This window comes from Acidovorax sp. Root219 (assembly GCF_001428665.1).
GTDB lineage: Bacteria > Pseudomonadota > Gammaproteobacteria > Burkholderiales > Burkholderiaceae_C > Acidovorax.
This window is the reverse complement of the sequence record NZ_LMIJ01000014.1, coordinates 1-16,242: the sequence shown is the minus strand read 5'-3', so window position 1 is coordinate 16,242 and position 16,242 is coordinate 1. Positions and strand designations below refer to the sequence as shown.

Annotated in this window: 19 protein-coding genes; 10 read left to right on the top strand and 9 right to left on the bottom strand. The window is 61.1% G+C overall.

Annotated elements, in window-relative coordinates; translation table 11 throughout:
* Positions 1-373: 373 nt before the first annotated feature.
* Positions 374-745: a hypothetical protein gene (locus ASE28_RS16050; protein WP_057267492.1), complete on the top strand. Its 372-nt coding sequence runs from the start codon at positions 374-376 to the stop codon at positions 743-745.
* A 92-nt stretch (positions 746-837) separates the two neighbouring features.
* Complete coding sequence (locus ASE28_RS16045) at positions 838-1,362, top strand: DUF4148 domain-containing protein (RefSeq protein ID WP_057267491.1); 525 nt, start codon at positions 838-840, stop codon at positions 1,360-1,362.
* 97 nt (positions 1,363-1,459) lie between these two features.
* Here ASE28_RS16045 and ASE28_RS16040 read toward each other — a convergent pair whose 3' ends face one another.
* Both ASE28_RS16040 and ASE28_RS16035 read right to left on the bottom strand, forming a co-directional pair.
* Positions 1,460-2,866 (bottom strand): heavy metal sensor histidine kinase, encoded by a 1,407-nt coding sequence (locus ASE28_RS16040; RefSeq protein ID WP_057267490.1) that lies wholly within the window; start codon positions 2,864-2,866, stop codon positions 1,460-1,462.
* Entirely contained in the window at positions 2,863-3,549 is a 687-nt protein-coding gene (locus ASE28_RS16035) for a heavy metal response regulator transcription factor (RefSeq protein WP_057267489.1), read from the bottom strand. Before ASE28_RS16035 ends, ASE28_RS16040 begins: the two co-directional genes overlap by 4 nt.
* 252 nt (positions 3,550-3,801) lie before the next feature.
* Here ASE28_RS16035 and ASE28_RS16030 point away from each other — a divergent pair, with 252 nt between their 5' ends.
* The 5 genes from ASE28_RS16030 to ASE28_RS16010 are packed head-to-tail and all read left to right on the top strand — an operon-like array spanning position 3,802 to position 7,776.
* On the top strand, positions 3,802-4,011 hold the full coding sequence (locus tag ASE28_RS16030; protein WP_235516143.1) for a hypothetical protein: 210 nt from the start codon (positions 3,802-3,804) through the stop codon (positions 4,009-4,011).
* Positions 4,008-5,444, top strand: a complete 1,437-nt coding sequence (locus ASE28_RS16025; RefSeq protein ID WP_057267487.1) for a TolC family protein — start codon at positions 4,008-4,010, stop codon at positions 5,442-5,444. Before ASE28_RS16030 ends, ASE28_RS16025 begins: the two co-directional genes overlap by 4 nt.
* 18 nt (positions 5,445-5,462) lie before the next feature.
* Positions 5,463-6,875 (top strand): multicopper oxidase family protein, encoded by a 1,413-nt coding sequence (locus ASE28_RS16020; protein WP_057267486.1) that lies wholly within the window; start codon positions 5,463-5,465, stop codon positions 6,873-6,875.
* A 35-nt stretch (positions 6,876-6,910) separates the two neighbouring features.
* On the top strand, positions 6,911-7,396 hold the full coding sequence (locus ASE28_RS16015; RefSeq protein WP_057267485.1) for a plastocyanin/azurin family copper-binding protein: 486 nt from the start codon (positions 6,911-6,913) through the stop codon (positions 7,394-7,396).
* Positions 7,397-7,437: 41 nt separating this feature from the next.
* Complete coding sequence (locus tag ASE28_RS16010) at positions 7,438-7,776, top strand: copper-binding protein (RefSeq protein WP_057267484.1); 339 nt, start codon at positions 7,438-7,440, stop codon at positions 7,774-7,776.
* A 47-nt stretch (positions 7,777-7,823) separates the two neighbouring features.
* Here the strand turns inward: ASE28_RS16010 and ASE28_RS16005 are convergent, their stop codons facing one another.
* Both ASE28_RS16005 and ASE28_RS16000 read right to left on the bottom strand, forming a co-directional pair.
* Positions 7,824-8,381: a MerR family transcriptional regulator gene (locus ASE28_RS16005; RefSeq protein WP_322593439.1), complete on the bottom strand. Its 558-nt coding sequence runs from the start codon at positions 8,379-8,381 to the stop codon at positions 7,824-7,826.
* Between the two features lie 104 nt (positions 8,382-8,485).
* Entirely contained in the window at positions 8,486-8,677 is a 192-nt protein-coding gene (locus ASE28_RS16000) for a heavy-metal-associated domain-containing protein (protein ID WP_057267483.1), read from the bottom strand.
* Positions 8,678-8,860: 183 nt separating this feature from the next.
* Between ASE28_RS16000 and ASE28_RS15995 the strand changes: the two genes are divergently transcribed.
* Positions 8,861-11,269, top strand: a complete 2,409-nt coding sequence (locus ASE28_RS15995; RefSeq protein ID WP_057267482.1) for a heavy metal translocating P-type ATPase — start codon at positions 8,861-8,863, stop codon at positions 11,267-11,269.
* 153 nt (positions 11,270-11,422) lie between these two features.
* On the opposite strand, the gene ASE28_RS15990 is transcribed toward ASE28_RS15995, so the two are convergent.
* From ASE28_RS15990 to ASE28_RS32075, 4 genes are all read right to left on the bottom strand, one after another.
* Positions 11,423-12,052 carry an HAD family hydrolase gene (locus ASE28_RS15990; RefSeq protein WP_179684616.1) on the bottom strand — a complete coding sequence of 210 codons (630 nt, stop codon included), beginning with the start codon at positions 12,050-12,052 and terminating at the stop codon, positions 11,423-11,425.
* Between the two features lie 106 nt (positions 12,053-12,158).
* Positions 12,159-12,959 carry a metallophosphoesterase gene (locus tag ASE28_RS15985; RefSeq protein ID WP_162262257.1) on the bottom strand — a complete coding sequence of 267 codons (801 nt, stop codon included), beginning with the start codon at positions 12,957-12,959 and terminating at the stop codon, positions 12,159-12,161.
* Positions 12,960-13,269: 310 nt separating this feature from the next.
* Positions 13,270-13,929 (bottom strand): metallophosphoesterase, encoded by a 660-nt coding sequence (locus ASE28_RS15980; protein WP_057267480.1) that lies wholly within the window; start codon positions 13,927-13,929, stop codon positions 13,270-13,272.
* Between the two features lie 22 nt (positions 13,930-13,951).
* Positions 13,952-14,332 carry a hypothetical protein gene (locus tag ASE28_RS32075; protein WP_057267479.1) on the bottom strand — a complete coding sequence of 127 codons (381 nt, stop codon included), beginning with the start codon at positions 14,330-14,332 and terminating at the stop codon, positions 13,952-13,954.
* A 236-nt stretch (positions 14,333-14,568) separates the two neighbouring features.
* Here ASE28_RS32075 and ASE28_RS31440 point away from each other — a divergent pair, with 236 nt between their 5' ends.
* Positions 14,569-14,880 carry a helix-turn-helix domain-containing protein gene (locus ASE28_RS31440; protein WP_082608092.1) on the top strand — a complete coding sequence of 104 codons (312 nt, stop codon included), beginning with the start codon at positions 14,569-14,571 and terminating at the stop codon, positions 14,878-14,880.
* On the opposite strand, the gene ASE28_RS32070 is transcribed toward ASE28_RS31440, so the two are convergent.
* A complete protein-coding gene (locus tag ASE28_RS32070) occupies positions 14,852-15,316 on the bottom strand; it encodes a hypothetical protein (RefSeq protein ID WP_157422001.1) in 465 nt (154 codons plus the stop codon). The two genes, ASE28_RS31440 and ASE28_RS32070, sit on opposite strands and share 29 nt — an antisense overlap.
* A gap of 209 nt (positions 15,317-15,525) precedes the next feature.
* On the opposite strand from ASE28_RS32070, the gene ASE28_RS15960 reads away from it, so the two are divergent.
* Positions 15,526-15,936, top strand: a complete 411-nt coding sequence (locus ASE28_RS15960) for a helix-turn-helix domain-containing protein (protein WP_235516142.1) — start codon at positions 15,526-15,528, stop codon at positions 15,934-15,936.
* Positions 15,937-16,242 lie beyond the last annotated feature (306 nt).

Below are 16,242 nucleotides of genomic sequence, written 5' to 3'. Positions count from 1 at the left end.
TCCTTTAATTCGTGGAATGGCTAGGGTCTGTGCGAAATCCAGCGCAGTGGGCTGCGAGGAGCGACCATCTTCTGCCGCTCGGAGATACCGGCACTGTAGGTCGGCGCCGACGATTTGCCCCACAACGGACAGCTTTTCGCCCGTTACTGGTCGAGGATTACAACGGGCTTTCAGAACCGTAATCGGACCGTCAGATTGAAGGCGAGCATGCCTTGGTTTTTTGGTGCGCAGTGCTCGCTTGCACATGCATGTCAAAAGCGTAATCGGCAGGTCAGGCCTTTGTGGGGGTGCATTTTCTAGACTTCTCTTCGTGGTGCATTTAAACGCCACCTGGATGGACCATATCGGGCATCCGGCGCCACAGGAGACCATCATGAAAATCCGTACCGCCGTCCTCGTTGCCAGCCTCGCAGCATCTGCCACGGCATCCTTCGCCACTTCCGTGTACCACGCCAGCCCGAGCCAGGAGGAAGGCGTGAGCTTCGCCCCTGACCACATGGGCAACGCCGTGAGCCGCCAGGCTGTCGAAAGCACCGTGCTGGCCGCCCAGAAGGACGGTTCTCTGTACTGGATCAGCCGCGGCTACCCAGCCACCTATCCGCTGGTCAAGGGCCCGCAACTGACGAAGACCCGCCAGCAAGTCCTTGACGAGCTGCAAGCCGCCAAACGCAACCCCGTGGGCCGCGACGGCATGCGCGACATGGGCGGCGAGGCCGGCTGGGTCGATGCCCGCCAACTGCCCTGACCGCGCATCCAGACGAACCACTGCCGATGGGCTGCCATTCGCAGCTCCCGGTAGTGAGCAGTTCTCTCATCCATTCAACAAGGAATACCACCATGAAACTCAAATCCACTCTCATCGTTCTTTCCCTCATCGCCGCCCCCGCGTTCGCTTCGGACCAGAGTGTCAGCAAGACGCGCGAGCAGGTGCAGGCGGAGCTGGTGCAGGCCGTGCGAAGCGGCGACATGCTCGCCTCTGGCGAGTCGGGCCTGACGCTCAGGCAGCTCAATCCCCATGCCTACCCCGTGGCAGCGTCCGCGCTCGGCGCAAAGACACGCGACCAGGTGCGGGCTGAACTGGAGCAGGCAATCCGTACGGGCCACATGATGGCCGGCGGCGAATCGGGAGCGAAGCTCAATGAGCTTGATCCTGCACGCTATCCTGCAGTCGCCTCGGCACCTTCCAAGACCCGCGACCAGGTCAAGAGCGAACTGGCGCGCGCTATCAGCAGTGGGGAGCTCGTGGCGGTCGGTGAAGACGGCCGCAAGCTCAACGAGATCTATCCCGATCGCTACCATGCGGCCCACCACGCGGCGGTGGCAAACCAATCGTCAGGAGCTGCCCATGAACCCAGGTTCTAACGCCGCCGCCCGACCTGAGGCTGAAGCGCTCATCGCCAAGCTGTTGTAGGTGCTGCACGCGTCTGCCTTCCAGCAGTCGATGAGCGTGCCAAGGGAATCAGCTATTGGTTGTCTGGTGCTTGCCAATGCTGTGTGCACTGGGAAAGTACATTGAAAAGCATGTCTTGCCGCTATCCGAGCTCACGGAGATTCGGCCGCGGTGTGCATGCACGATGGCCTGGGTGATGGACAGGCCCAGACCCGACCCTTCAGAGTCCAGTTGCTTGCGCGACTTGTCTGCCCTGAAGAACCGATCAAACAGGCGAGGAACCATCTGCTCCTCGATGGCCGGCCCGCGATTGGTGACATTCACCGTGGTTCCGTGAAGGTCTGCGGTGATTTCAACGAACACGGTTTCACCGGGCGGCGTGTACCTGACCGCATTGGACAGAAGGTTGCTCAGGGCCCGCCGCAGCATCAGCCTGTCACCAGAGATTTCCGCCGCACCGAGCAGCTTCAGATGCACCTGCTTTTCTTCGGCCAACGCCTCATAGAAATCGAAAAGCGCCTGCACCTCCGCGTGCACGGCGATCTTCTCCGTCGTGGGTAGGATCAGTCCGTGGTCGGCCTTCGCAAGGAACAGCATGTCCGCGACCATCCGCCCAAGGCGCTGGTATTCCTCTGCGTTGGAGGCAAGGATGTCGCGGTACTGCTCGGGTGTGCGGGACTGGCCCAGCGTGACTTGCGTTTGCGTCATCAGGTTGTTGATGGGCGTGCGCAGCTCGTGGGCCAGGTCCGAGGAAAATTCAGAGAGGCGATCGAAGTCTTCCTTCAAGCGGCGCAGCATTTCATTCAAGGTCGTCGCAAGATCAGCCATCTCGATGGGGAATTCCTGGCTGGGCATGCGCTCATCGAGCCGCTTGGCCGTGATGGCCATGGCGCGCGAGCGCATGGCGCGCAAGGGTGCCAGCCCGTTCTTGGCAGCCCACCATCCCAGGATGCCCGCCACCAGGGTGGCCAAGGCCACGTAGACCGCCAGGACACGGATCAAGTCGTGCATGAAGTGCTTGTGGTGGGCCGTATCCAGCGCCACACTGACCTGCAGCGGCGCATCGCCGCTCCCAGAGGCAGACACTGAGTCGTACATCCCACGAACGTTTCTGGCTCCTGCCTGCCAAGCCGCAACGCCCAGGCGCGCGCCACGGGTCATCTCCGCAAGGTTGTCGGGAAACTCAAACCCGGGTGTTGAATAAAGCGCTTCGCTGCCGCGTGTCACGCTGACAAAGAGACCCTCGTGGCTGTGCAGCACCTCGTCCAGACGAGTCTGCAGGTCCTGGGGGGATTTGGACTTGCCGATCACTTCCCGCATGAGATGGATCTTGTCGCGCAGGGCGTCGCGATCCAGCTCCACGAAGTGCCGGTCAATGGAGACGGCGACCAGGGCTCCCAGGCCGATGAGAACGAATGCGGAGGCGAGTGTAAAAAAGACCGTCAGTCGTGTCGTCAACGAGTACGGTGCGCTCACGGGCTCTCCTCAGGCGCCTCAAGCACGTAGCCCATGCCCCGCACCGTCTGGATGAGCTTGGTGTCGTAAGCGTCATCGATTTTGGCCCGCAGCCTGCGCATCGCCACCTCGATCACATTGGAATCGCTGTCAAAGTTCATGTCCCACACCTGTGAGGCGATAAGTGAGCGAGGAAGGACCTCTCCATGGCGGCGCATGAGTAACTCCAGCAGCCCGAACTCCTTGGCGGTGAGGTCAATGCGCTTGCTGGAACGGCTCACGCGCCGGCGCAGCAGATCGAGTTCCAGATCCGCTACCTGCAGCACGGTTACCTCGGTCCCGCTGCGCCCGCGCCTGAGAATGGTTCGCACCCGCGCGAGCAGTTCGGCAAACGAGAACGGCTTGACCAGGTAGTCGTCCGCGCCCAGCTCAAGGCCCTTGATGCGGTCATCCACATGGTCTTTGGCGGTCAGGAAAAGGACGGGCATCTCCAGGCCGTGGCGCCGCAGGCTCTTCAGGACCTGCCAACCATCCATCCCCGGGAGCATGACATCCAGGATGACCAGGTCGTAGTCGCCTTCCTGCGCCATGTGAAGGCCATCGACCCCGTTGTGCACCAGATCGGCATTGAAGCCCGCCTCGCGCAAGCCCTGGCGCAGGTATTCGCCGGTTTTGATTTCATCCTCTACGACCAATATCTTCACGGGAGGCTCCCTTGACCTGTTGGGGCAAGTGTGCCCGTTGATCGCTGCCTTTCCTGAACATTACAAAGATGTAATGGACCCGTTATGTCGGCGGCAGCAAGGGGTTCACACAATGCATCCATCACGAAACGCATTGGTGAATCTATGAAAAATCCTTGGCTTTCACGACCAACCTCAGGCCCCTGGCTGGCCGTCGCGCTTGTGCTGCCCTCCCTGGCATTTGCACAGATGCCTGACGCTGAGGCCACGAAAGTGGACTACCAGCTTTCCTACCGCTCGACTTTCACGGGCTACGAGGCCTACAAGGAGCAATCCGTCCAGTCGTGGAGGGAGGCCAACGACAAGGTGGGCGAGATCGGTGGATGGCGTGCCTATGCCAAGGAGATGAGCCAGACGGCACCTGCGTCCGGGAAGGACCAAGCCGCCCAAGGCCATGACGCGCACCACGGAGGCAAGCAATGATCCGCCCATTGCGCTTGCCCCGTACCAAGCTCGTGATCGCGCTGGCGGCCGTCGCGGTGCTGTCAGGCTGCGCCAGCGTGAACCTGGAGCAGAACCTGTCCAGCGCCAATAGCGCAACGGCAAGCTTCACGGACGGCCAACTCAACCTGGCCCGCGACAAGTCCGAGCAAGACGCCTTGCGCCAGCGCGCCTCCGATCTGCTGAGCAAGCCGCTCGGTCAGAAGGAAGCCGTGCAACTCGCGCTGGTCAACAGTCCATCCATGCAGGCCATCGTGGCCCAGAGTTGGGCTGATGCCGCTACAGCGGCCCAGTCCGGTCGCATTGCCAACCCCATCCTGAGCCTGGAGCGCATGCGCCTGGGCGATGAAACAGAGATCGGCCGGCTGCTGTCGTTTGGCCTGCTGGACCTGCTGACCTTGCCTACGCGCAAAGGAACTGCGGAGCTGAGGATCAAGCAGGCCCAGTTGCGCCTGAGCAGCGACGTGGTGGACCAGGTGACACAAGTTCGCCAAGCCTGGGTGCGCGCTGTCGCGGCCCAGCAGACGCTGGCCTACACCCAGCAGGTCTTTGCCAGCGCCCAAGCGAGCGCCGAATTGGCCAAGCGCCTGCAGGCGGTCGGAAACTTCAACAAGCTCGATCGTGCGCGCCAGCAGGCGTTCTACGCGGACACAGCGACCCAGCTGGCCAGCGCCCAGCACCAGACCATGGCGGCCCGGGAAGAATTGGTCCGCCTGCTGGGCTTGGATGACAACCAGGCTGCCATGCTCAAGCTGCCTGAGCGCTTACCCACGCTGCCCAAGGAGCCGCTGTCGGCCCAGGATGCTGGCCGCCAGGCATCCCAAGGCCGCCTGGATCTGCAGATCGCCAAGTCGGACTATGACGCAGCTGCTCGCTCGCAGGGCTGGAACTCGGTCATGACATTCACGGACATCGAGCTGGGGGTGCGACGCGATTCTGTCTTCGATGCGGCCGAGAACACGAAGCAAACCCGCCGCGGCTTTGAGATCAGCCTGCGGTTGCCCATTTTCGACTGGGGCGGTATGCAGCGCAGCGCGATGAGTGCCCAGACCCTGGCCGCAGCCAATCGCCTGGAGGCAACCTCGAGAGCGGCCGGCTCCAACCTCCGGGAAAGCTACTCCGCCTACCGCACGGCGTATGACATAGCGCGCCACCACCGCGACGAGGTGATCCCGCTGAGGAAAACCATCTCCGAAGAAAACCAGCTTCGCTACAACGGGATGCTGATCAGCGTGTTCGAGCTGCTGGCCGACTCCCGCGACCAGGTGAGCTCGGTGATGGCGGCGCTCAATGCCGAGCAGCAGTTCTGGCAGGCAGAAGCGGCCCTTCAAGCCTCCCTCATCGGCAAGCCCACGAGCGCTGGCGTTGCCAGCGGCGGCGGTGCAGCCGCCGCAGAGTCCGGTGCAGGCCACTGATCCCAAAAGGAAACCAACATGAGTTCGAGAAGAGATTTTTTTCGCTTTGCAGGTATCGCCGGCGGGGCAGTGGCGGCAGCGAGCGTGAGTCGGGTGGCAATGGCGGCTTTGCCGGAGCCTGTTTTCCAGACAAGTCCAGACACCATGGCGCCACTGGTTCCTAACTCCGGGCGCCCTTACAACCCCGTGGTCACGCTCAACGGCTGGACCTTGCCTTGGCGCATGAACCAGGGCGTCAAGGAGTTCCATCTGGTGGCCGAACCCGTGGTGCGAGAAATGGCCCCCGGCTTCAAGGCCCATCTGTGGGGCTACAACGGCCAAAGCCCTGGCCCCACCATCGAAGTGGTGGAAGGCGACCGCGTGCGCATCTTCGTGACCAACAAGCTGTCCGAGCACACCAGCATCCACTGGCACGGGCAACGCCTGCCCAATGGCATGGACGGCGTGGCAGGCCTGAACCAGCCCGCCATCCAGCCGGGCAAGACCTTCGTCTACGAATTCGTTGCACGCCGTCCGGGCACCTTCATGTACCACCCGCATGCTGATGAAATGACCCAGATGGCCATGGGCATGATGGGCTTTTGGATCACGCATCCCAAATCCAAGCATCCGCTGATTGACGAGGTGCAGCGCGACTTCTGCTTCCTGCTCAACGCCTTTGACATCGATCCTGGGAGCTACACGCCCAAGATCATGACCATGCTCGACTTCAACCTGTGGAGTTGGAACAGCCGCATCTTCCCGGGCATCGACTCCCTGAACGTGCGCCTGAACGACAAGGTGCGCATGCGCATCGGCAATCTGACCATGACCAACCACCCCATCCACTTGCACGGCCACGAGTTCCTCGTGACTGGCTCGGATGGCGGTCCCACGCCCAAGAGCACCCGGATGTATGAGGTGACCACGGACGTGGCGGTCGGCCAGATGCGCCAGATCGAATTCCTGGCGGACGAAGAAGGCGACTGGGCCTTCCACTGCCACAAGAGCCACCACACCATGAACGCGATGGGGCACGACATTCCCACCATGATCGGCGTGGACCACCGGGGGGTGGCCAAGAAGATCAACAACCTCATTCCCGACTACATGGTGATGGGTGAGCGCGGCATGGCGGACATGACGGAGATGGAGATGCCCATCCCCGACAACACCATTCCGATGATGACGGGCGAAGGCCCCTTCGGGTCGGTCGAGATGGGCGGCATGTTCAGCGTCGTCAAGGTACGCCGCGACCAAAAGCCAGGCGACTACAAGAACCCTGGTTGGTACAAGCACCCCGAAGGCACGGTCGCCTACGAGTACACCGGGCCGGTCGCCGAGCCAGCCCGCTTCAAGGCCGAGGGCGGGCAGTCCATGCCACGCAAGGACCAGTCCGCCTCCGACACCGTCGTCAAGGCCAGAAAGCCTTCGTCCCATAACGGGCACTGAAAACCCATCTCCCTGATTCACTCCACGAGGTACTCATGAAACGCACCCTTTCCCTGATCGCAGCCTCCGCCTTGGTGGCCATGTCCTTCAACAGCTTCGCCGGCGGCAACCACGGGGGCGGCCATGGCCACGGTAGTGCGGAGTCGGCCATCGGTCAGCCAGGCAAAGCCGGCAAGGTCAGCCGCACCGTGAATGTCGAAATGTCCGACACCATGCGCTTCACGCCGGCGACCATCGCCGCCAAGCAGGGCGAGACCATCCGCTTCGTGATCAAGAACTCCGGCCAAGTCAAACACGAGTTCAGCCTGGGCACGGAGGCCGAGCTCAAGGAGCACTACGAGGTCATGAAGAAGTTTCCGGAGATGGAACATGACGAGCCAAGCAAGATCTCCCTCGCGCCAGGCAAACAGGGCGAGATCATCTGGCAATTCACCAAGGCCGGTGATGTGAATTTCGCATGCCTGTACCCAGGCCACTACGACGCAGGCATGAAGGGCCAGGTCAAGGTCTCCAAGAAGTAACCCCCGTGTTAGTGCACCAACCCACTGAACAAGGAATATTTATGAAGCAAGCCAACACCACTATCGCCGCTGCTGTGCTTTCGCTGGCCGCGCTGCTGCCAGTCTCGGCCATGGCTCAAGCCGCAACCGACGCCGCCAAGTCCTCCCCCGCCGCGGCCTCGATGACCGATGGCGAAGTTCGCAAGATCGACAAGGACACCAGCAAGATCACCATCAAGCACGGTGAGATCAAGCACCTGGAGATGCCGGGCATGACCATGGTGTTCAACGCCAAGGACAAGACGCTGCTCGACAAGGTACAGGTCGGCGACAAGGTTCGCTTCATGGTGGTCAGTGAAGGCGGAAAGATGGTCGTGACGGCCATTGATCTCGCCAAGTAGTCCAAGGGCGGTTCGACGCCCGAGCGATCGGGCGCCAGAGACAGCGTTTAATGCCCCCCGCGATGGATGTGCACTCCGCGCATCCACGTCATGAGATCCAGATGGCTGGTTGCCACCGTGCCCGGAGCCACCCGTGTCTTTGCCACGCTGGCGCCGCGGCGCTGCGGTTTGACGAAGCTTGCGCTGTGATTTGGCGCGGATGGACTCTCGGCGGCCAGGTTGTTCAAGATCGCACAGTTGGCATGGTCATCGCCTGCGCAGACAGCCACGAGCTGCTCCAGTGCCGACTTCATCTCCACAATCTCCCGTAGCTTCTCCTGCAGATCCGCCAGATGGCGCTCAGCAATGGCCTTGACTTGGCGGCTGCTGCGTTGGGTATCGCCCCATTGGCCGATCAACTGAGCGATCTGCGGCATCGAAAACCCCAGGCGGCGTGACTGCCGGATGAAACGCAGCACCGAGACCTCTCGCTCGCCGTACAGCCTGTAGCCAGACTCGCTGCGCTCCGCTTCGGGCAACAGGCCCGTTTGCTCGTAGTGGCGGATCATCTTGGGCGATACGCCTGCTGCTTTGGCAGCATCGCCGATATTCATGAGTGCGGTCATGGTCGCTCCTGCGCATTGGGTAAAACACGATAGCCATGACTTTGAGCCTTGCCACCGTGTCAATGTCAATACCCGTGAAGGCTCTCTCGGGTACCGGCGGGAGATCAGGCGGGCGGATAGCCAGCCTCGGTCAGTGCCTCTGCAAGCGTCTGGCGGTCTTCTGTGCTTTGCACTGTGACCGTGCGCTTGGGCATGTCCACCTGAATCTTGCATCCAGGGTCCGTCATCTGCAGCGTCTGGCTCACCATCCCTGCACAGTGGCCGCAGGTCATGTCGGGAAGCTGAAATTCATGCATGTTTCACCTCGGGGGGAAAAGTTAAGAGGTGCCCAGTCTGTGGCTTGTCACGGGGGCAAGGTCAAGGCATTGCATGGTCCGCGCTAAAACGCAACTGGCCCGCTTGTGTCTACCCCCGTGTCAACCCTGAAAGTTCACCCTGTGCCGGCCAACGCCGGGTTTGAACTTCACTTGGAGACTGCCATGAATTCCGCTGTCCATGACGCGACGCTAGCCAACTCCCTACCAACAGCACTCCTGGACCTGCCAATCCTCGGCATGACCTGTGCCTCCTGCGTCGGGCGGGTCGAGAAGGCCCTCAAAGCCGTGCCTGGCGTCCAGGATGTGACCGTGAACATCGCTACCGAGCGTGCCAGCGTGGTGGCCGCAGCTTCCGTTGCAGTACCCACCCTGACCGCGGCAGTGCAAAAGGCTGGCTACTCAGTGGCCGATGAGTCAGTGGAGCTGTCCGTCGGTGGCATGACGTGCGCTTCCTGCGTCGGTCGCGTAGAAAAAGCCCTGAAGGCCTTGCCCGGTGTGACGCATGCCGAAGTCAATCTGGCCAACGAGCGCGCGCAAGTCCGTTTTGCTGCGGGATTGACGATTGATCGACTGGTAGCAGCCATCGAGAAGGCTGGCTACCAGGCAGAGGTGGTGGACGCGAATGCGCCTGCGGACCACAAGACCCATGCAGAGCCCTGGTGGCCCGTCGCGCTCGCCGCGTTCCTGTCTGTGCCACTGGTGCTCCCCATGCTGGGCATGGTATTTGGTCAGGACTGGAGTCTGAGCGGATGGATTCAGCTGGCTTTGGCTACGCCGGTGCAGTTCTGGCTGGGTGCGCGGTTTTACCGGGCAGGCTGGAAGGCGCTGCGCGCAGGCGCGGGAAACATGGACTTGCTGGTGGCGCTGGGTACCTCGGCTGGGTACGGCCTGAGCCTGTATCTGCTCTTCAAGCATGCCGAGCATGGAACGCCCCACCTGTACTTCGAGGCTTCCGCCGTCATCGTCACGCTCGTCCTTTTGGGAAAGTGGCTGGAGGCAAGGGCCAAGAGGCAAACCACGGCGGCCATCCGGGCGCTGCATGCTCTGCGGCCCGAAGTGGCGCGTGTGCGCACACCAGAGGGCGACATCGACCAGCCGCTCGCGCGGGTGAGAGTGGGCGACACAGTGGTGGTTCGCCCAGGGGAAAGAATTCCGGTGGACGGCACGGTGGTCGAAGGCTCCAGCCAGGTGGACGAATCGCTGATCACCGGTGAAAGTCTTCCTGTCGCGAAGCTTGTTGGAGACAAGGTAACGGGAGGAGCCGTGAACGCGGAAGGCCTGCTGCTGGTCCAAACGACCGCCATCGGCGCCGAGTCAACACTGTCGCGCATCGTGCGCATGGTCGAGTCGGCACAGGCCAAAAAGGCACCTATCCAGCGCATGGTGGACAAAGTCAGTGCCGTGTTCGTTCCTGTGGTGCTTGGCCTTGCCGTGCTCACGCTGATGGGCTGGGGTGTTGCCACGGGCAACTGGGAACAAGCGATCCTTAATGCCGTAGCAGTGCTCGTCATCGCATGTCCTTGTGCTCTGGGTTTGGCAACCCCCACCGCGATCATGGCGGGCACTGGTGTAGCGGCGCGCCATGGCATTCTGATCAAGGATGCCGAAGCACTTGAAACGGCGCACCGCATCGACACCGTGGCATTCGACAAGACCGGTACGCTGACCGAGGGGAAGCCGACTCTCGCGGCCGCGGTCCCTGCCGAGGGAGGCAAGGAGCACCTGCTGCCGTTTGCCGCAGCCATCCAGAACGGCAGTGAGCATCCTCTGGCCAAGGCCGTGATGGATGCCGCGCGCACCCAGGCGATCGTGGTGCCCCGGGCCACCGAAGTAACCGCCGTGGCTGGACGAGGGATGTCCGCTGTGGTCAAAGGGCGTCAGATTCGCTTGGGCAGTACCCGGTACATGAATGAGCTGGGGGTCAACACGAAAAGTCTGGCGGTAGCCGCTGCACAAATGCAGCAACAAGGTCGTACCGTGTCATGGCTGGCCGATGTGACCGATTCGCCAGAGGTACTCGGAATGTTGGCGTTCGGTGACACCGTCAAGGCAACCTCCCAACAGGCCATTGCCCAATTGCAAGCGCTGGGCATCAAGACCGTCCTGGTGACTGGCGACAACCAGGGTAGCGCAGCGATGGTGGCGGGCGCTTTAAGTATCGACCAGGTTCGTGCTGATGTTTTGCCAGAGGGCAAGGCCGCAATCGTTGCGCAACTCAAGGGAGGAGGCAGGGTCGTCGCCATGGTGGGCGACGGCATCAACGACGCCCCTGCGCTGGCAGCTGCAGACGTGGGGATCGCCATGTCCACCGGCACGGACGTGGCAATGCACGCAGCGGGGATCACTCTGATGCGCGGCGACCCGGCACTGATCGCGGATGCCATTGATATTTCCCGGCGCACGTACGCCAAGATCCGGCAGAACCTGTTCTGGGCGTTTGCCTACAACGTGGTGGGAATCCCATTGGCAGCGTTTGGCTTGCTGAACCCGATGGTGGCTGGGGCTGCCATGGCGTTGAGCAGTGTGAGTGTTGTGACCAACGCCCTGACGTTGCGGTCTTGGAAGAAATAGGGGCTTTGCGCACCAGCATGCAGGCACGTGCCAACACCAGCAGACAAGCCAATACCTTGCGTACGCCCGGTGAAATCCGGCGTCAGCTGCCTGAAGCCGATTGCCCTTGTGGCCTCGTGCCTCTAAGCGCTAGTTAATCGGCCTACCACCGGGCTACACCGCCCTCGACGGCAGTAAGCTGCCATGGACCCGCATCCACTCGCTGAACTCCCACAGATTAGCGTGCAAGGAATGGATCTGGTCGAGCTCCGGTCCGACGTTGGGGCTTCCGTTCGGACCGCGGCAGATCAGTGCGCGATGGACGCTCGGAGCGATCCCACGAAAGTACGGCAGGAAGTCATCAATGAACGCCACTGGCCCAAGTAGTTCAATCGCATCAGCCTTCGGGCTTCGCGCCCCTGCAGCTACTCCCGTGGCGATCACGCGCTCGATCGGAAACCCCGCATCCCGCAGGTTCCTGAGGCGCGCCGTTTCGAACTGCGGGGACAGAGCCGAGACACATACCAGCTCATAGCCCGCATCGTGAAGCCGATGACAGGCATCAACAGCTCGCTCCAAGGGGGGCACACAAGACCAGAACTGCTCGTCCATGCGGGCCCGCAATGCTGCCAGGCGATCCCCATCCAGAAACTCAACCGCCCAGCGGTTAAACGGGAAATAAGCGTCCTTGTCCCGCTCGACCGGCCGCTGGCCAAATGCCCGCTCCCAGACCGAGGCATAGGCTAGGCCATAGTCAAGCAACACCCCATCCGCATCCAGGGCGATGATTGGCTTGATGCTCATGTCGATGATCCTTTAAATAATCTCATTGCGATTGTGCAAGTGGCGCCGGCGAGTACACCATCGGTGATGAGCACTTCGCGTGCTTCCTGACGCGGAGCAGCGGCGTTCAGCCCACATCCACACAGAAATCCGCCCGGAACTCCGGGTTCTGCATGCCACCGCCCCGGAGCCTGTACCCCCTGGGGTTGGTAACGATCCGGGTCCCCCACACTTGGTAGTCCAGGCTCTCGTGGATGTGCCCATGGATCCAGGTGCCGGCCTTTCCCATAAGCGCTTCCAGGTCGCTCGCGTAACAAGGTGACAGCGGGTGCCCTTCAAACTCCTGCGGGATTGATCGCGGATGCGGTGCATGGTGGGTGACCACCACCGTGTTCTCTGGATCACCCAGGCCCAGTTGCTCCTCCAGCCAAAGTCTGCTGGAGTCGTGCCGGCGCCCAGCCGTCGCCGGGACCAGTCGGTGCTTGCGTTCCTGCCAATACATCTCCGGCGGTCGCGTGATCTTGATCCGCTGGTAGTCGCTCATGCGATGGCGCGCCGTGTTCATCGCAATCAGCTTCTCTTCGGCGCCGTGCAGTGCGTAGTCCGTCCAGAGCGTGCACCCCAGAACCCGCACACCGCCGATCAAAACGGCATCGTTCTCCAGGTAGTGGACTTCGTGATCCTGGGCCAGCTTGCGCATCACATCAATGTGCTTATCCCAATGTTGGCTGTAGAACTCATGGTTGCCGTCCACGTAGATGATGGGCTTGCCCGGAAATGTCTCACGCGCCCAACGAAGCCCGCCCGTGCCTTCGGTGGTGTCACCTGCCAGCACGACCACGTCGACGGTTTTGAGAAAGTCCGGGTCCAGCTGCAGCTTGAAGGGACACAGGTCCAGGTGCAGGTCCGAGTAAACGAGCAGTTTCATGGAGGCTCTGTTGAAGGCGTTGCGCGGACTCATGGCCAACAGCGGCGAGGCTTCCTGCGCGCCCTGACCATCGGCGCGAAGCCAGCGCGCTGAATGCGTGCGGAAACCAATCTCCCTTTCAGCAGCATCCCTGGTTTGGTTGTGATCACGAACTCTGGTGGTTCGTCCCCGTCAGCGCTACTCCTGGCCAGCGAGAAGTACACGCGGGCTCCCACCTTCCAACCCATGCCCGGCGGCAAGGGGATGCGGTTGCGACTGTCGATGTGCGCTCTGCGCTCGGGCTCGAATCGCTTACTGAAGGATTGAGGGTTCAAAGGCATAACAATCCTTGGGTGACGTCCCAGCCCACATTCACAAAATGGGTGATTTCGGTGGGAGCCAGCACGTCGCGGTGCAAGTGGCCGTGGTAGTTCACAAGCCTGCGGAAACCGTGGTCCACCGTCGCCGGATAGTGGCTCGCAAACACGGTCCGACCCAGCATGTCTTGCCAGAACAGAAATGGGACCACTGCGTCGAACAGTGGTTGCCGCCCCTGCAGCGCGCGTTCCCTCACGTAGAGGCACTTGCCATTGCGCTTGAGGTCGTGGTTCCCGAGGACCAGGACCTTGCGGCCCGGAAGGCGTCGGATCCACTCCATGGCCTCGTCGTGGTCGCCCATGGCCAGGTCCCCGAGAATCAGCAGCCATTCGTCGTCCTTGACCTTCTGGATCTGGGTGATGATGTGCTCGTTCATCTGCATGACGTCGAAAAAAGGCCGCTTGCTGTACTCGATCAGGTTGGCGTGGCCCAGGTGCAGATCGGACGTCATCCATACCCGCTCACCGCGGGTCAGGGCATTCACGACCTGAGAGCTGGCATCGTTGATGATGTCGGGATTGGCGAGGTCCAGCATCGCAGCGTGCACATCGGGCCGGGATCGCTCCGTGGCCAGAGTGCGCTGAAATAGGTTCAGTGCGTCGTTGAAATCCATAGTGCGTAGTAAGGAAACGGAACTATTGCCAGGGTGGCAGTAGCCCGCCGCCATGGTCTGGCCACGAGCCGACAGATACCGCGTGCCAGACGCCATCGCTCACATCAGCCGAAACCGTCCCGATGGCAAGCTTGCCACGCAGCTCCATCAACATCCGCAGCTCCTTGTCTTCTTCGGGCGGTGCTGCGAGGTGATAGTTGCGACCTGATCCCGTCTTGACCATTGCGCTCGCAAGATCAATGGCAGCCAAGGCCGAAGTAACCCTGAGTGTCATAGGGCCCAGCATCGCGACGATGTGCAGCGTCCCGGTTCCACGTTGAAGGATTCGCCAATGGTCCAGTTGGACCTCGGGCTGAACTTGAACATCGGGGGCGGGACGCTCATTGAGAAATTGAATCTGCACGATGCAGTACCTTGTTTTTGATCAGGTGGGCGAACAGGCTGTAGTTCCCCGTTTGCGGTGATTCGCTGCAGTGCGATGCAGAAGTGCTTATCCAAATCGAGGGTCAGTCCAAGGCTGATAAACACTGGCTTGGGGACTCTTCGGCAGCCATTCGGAAGTGGAAATCATCAAATTTCCACCAGAATGCGACTAGTTAGACGTGGTCTTTTAAGTCTCCATCGGCGGAAATCGAGTGAATGCCAACTCGAAAGTCAGATCCACCGAAAGCTGCTGTCGGTCGCGCGCTCAAGGAGCTGCGCACCGCACGCGGCTTCACGCAGGAGGATCTGACACCGGCGATCAGCCGGCGGCACATTGGGCGTCTCGAGCAGGGCGAGCAGCTCCCCAGCATTGGCATGGTGGAGCACCTCGCTGAAGGCCTGCAGGTTCATCCAATGACTCTCCTTGCGGTGGCATACGCGCGCAGATTCGATGCAGCATCGATTGAGAAGGTGCTGAAGTCCGTCCGAACCGATCTCTCTACACTGCTGCCTGAGGACGTCGCTTAGCCCTTCTTGGCTGCGATGGAGAACTTTCTCCGACCATGATGGCTTCAATTCCTGTCAGCATGGACAACGATTCGTCGTCGTTTGGGCGATTGAGCAGTCTGTTCACGATCTCGCGGTCTGCGGCCATGCTGAGCACCATCATCACGTCGCGTAACTGCTCAAGGCTGCCTTCAAAAATGAGTTCGCCATTTACGGGAGGCGACGGATGTGCCTTTGCTATCAACAGCAACGCCATCGCGATCGCTGCATTGGGTTCGCCGTCGGGACCTCGTGTGCCTTCTCCCCACAGCATGGCCCGAAGTTGATCGGAAACACACACCAATTGGCCGTCGCTAAGGCTTCTTGGAAGGATTGCATCAAAGCCACCGGTTTGAAGGATTTCTTCCAGGTCCATCTCGCTGAAATGGCCGATCTGTTCTTTGTCTAACTGCAACATACTCGTCAAATATTTAGGGGACTAGTTGGTCCTGTTTGGGACTGAGCGTGCGAAGATAGCTGAACTTTCTCCGCGCAAAACCCGTTTCAAGGCGGTCCAGCGCAAATGGAAAGCTCCCACTTGCCTTGCGAAGACATCTGCGCAATCAGAGTGTTGTTTTGAACTTTCGCTGCCACTCGCCCTTGAAGAATCGATTGGATCTTTCCCGCTTGGTTGAACTCGACAGCCAGTTTCGCGAACTAGCGAAGCTGCAGGGTCCAGGCACGCCCAGGAGCGGGTGGGTGAAGACTGTGCGCCTGGCTCTGGGGATGAACTCTGAGACCTTGGGTCGACGCATCGGCATCTCTCCGCAAGGAGTCAGGCAGCTTGAAAAGTCGGAAGCTGATGGCTCAATTTCTCTCAACACCCTGGCCAAGATTGCAGATGGGTTGAACTGCGACGTGCGGTACGTTCTGGTGCCCAGGATCAGCTTGGTCGACCAGGTGATGGCGCGAGCCATGGAGCACTCCAAAGGCGCGGTTCCGATGGGGGCAGGCAGCACCCCGATGAACATTGACGGCCAGTCGCTGGTTGTGCTCGCCTCGCTTCTTTCACGCATCGACCAACGCGCATTTTGGTAGCCGGCGTTGTGGCTTGCTGCGTATTTCGGTCGCTGCTGGTCAGCGGGGGCGAATTGAGTTGGACAGCCGCAACGGCGGGAACTGGACACCGAGAACGGCTCTAGTGGCCATGCCCAGGTCGTCGCCGATGAGCAGCTTCGCCGAGTCGCCTTCTTGGGTGATACAGGACACTCGCGCGACCAGCTAGACTCCCGCTATCGGCCGAGGCTGTCCTTGCGCACGCTACCGCTCAGTGGCGGCTTTGCAGCGTTATGCACAGCACGCAGTTATGCACAGTTGGTCCGGCAGCGCGGCGTCGCCGCCCTC

Bases quoted from the DNA above. Each gene is read 5' to 3' on its own strand.
- ASE28_RS16010 (WP_057267484.1), top strand. From the start codon at position 7,438: ATGAAGCAAGCCAACACCACTATCGCCGCTGCTGTGCTTTCGCTGGCC.
- ASE28_RS31440 (WP_082608092.1), top strand. From the start codon at position 14,569: ATGCCAACTCGAAAGTCAGATCCACCGAAAGCTGCTGTCGGTCGCGCG.
- ASE28_RS16015 (WP_057267485.1), top strand. From the start codon at position 6,911: ATGAAACGCACCCTTTCCCTGATCGCAGCCTCCGCCTTGGTGGCCATG.
- ASE28_RS16050 (WP_057267492.1), top strand. From the start codon at position 374: ATGAAAATCCGTACCGCCGTCCTCGTTGCCAGCCTCGCAGCATCTGCC.
- ASE28_RS15995 (WP_057267482.1), top strand. From the start codon at position 8,861: ATGAATTCCGCTGTCCATGACGCGACGCTAGCCAACTCCCTACCAACA.
- ASE28_RS15985 (WP_162262257.1), bottom strand. From the start codon at position 12,959: ATGAAACTGCTCGTTTACTCGGACCTGCACCTGGACCTGTGTCCCTTC.
- ASE28_RS16000 (WP_057267483.1), bottom strand. From the start codon at position 8,677: ATGCATGAATTTCAGCTTCCCGACATGACCTGCGGCCACTGTGCAGGG.
- ASE28_RS16005 (WP_322593439.1), bottom strand. From the start codon at position 8,381: ATGACCGCACTCATGAATATCGGCGATGCTGCCAAAGCAGCAGGCGTA.
- ASE28_RS15980 (WP_057267480.1), bottom strand. From the start codon at position 13,929: ATGGATTTCAACGACGCACTGAACCTATTTCAGCGCACTCTGGCCACG.
- ASE28_RS16025 (WP_057267487.1), top strand. From the start codon at position 4,008: ATGATCCGCCCATTGCGCTTGCCCCGTACCAAGCTCGTGATCGCGCTG.
- ASE28_RS32070 (WP_157422001.1), bottom strand. From the start codon at position 15,316: ATGTTGCAGTTAGACAAAGAACAGATCGGCCATTTCAGCGAGATGGAC.
- ASE28_RS15990 (WP_179684616.1), bottom strand. From the start codon at position 12,052: ATGAGCATCAAGCCAATCATCGCCCTGGATGCGGATGGGGTGTTGCTT.
- ASE28_RS16020 (WP_057267486.1), top strand. From the start codon at position 5,463: ATGAGTTCGAGAAGAGATTTTTTTCGCTTTGCAGGTATCGCCGGCGGG.
- ASE28_RS16045 (WP_057267491.1), top strand. From the start codon at position 838: ATGAAACTCAAATCCACTCTCATCGTTCTTTCCCTCATCGCCGCCCCC.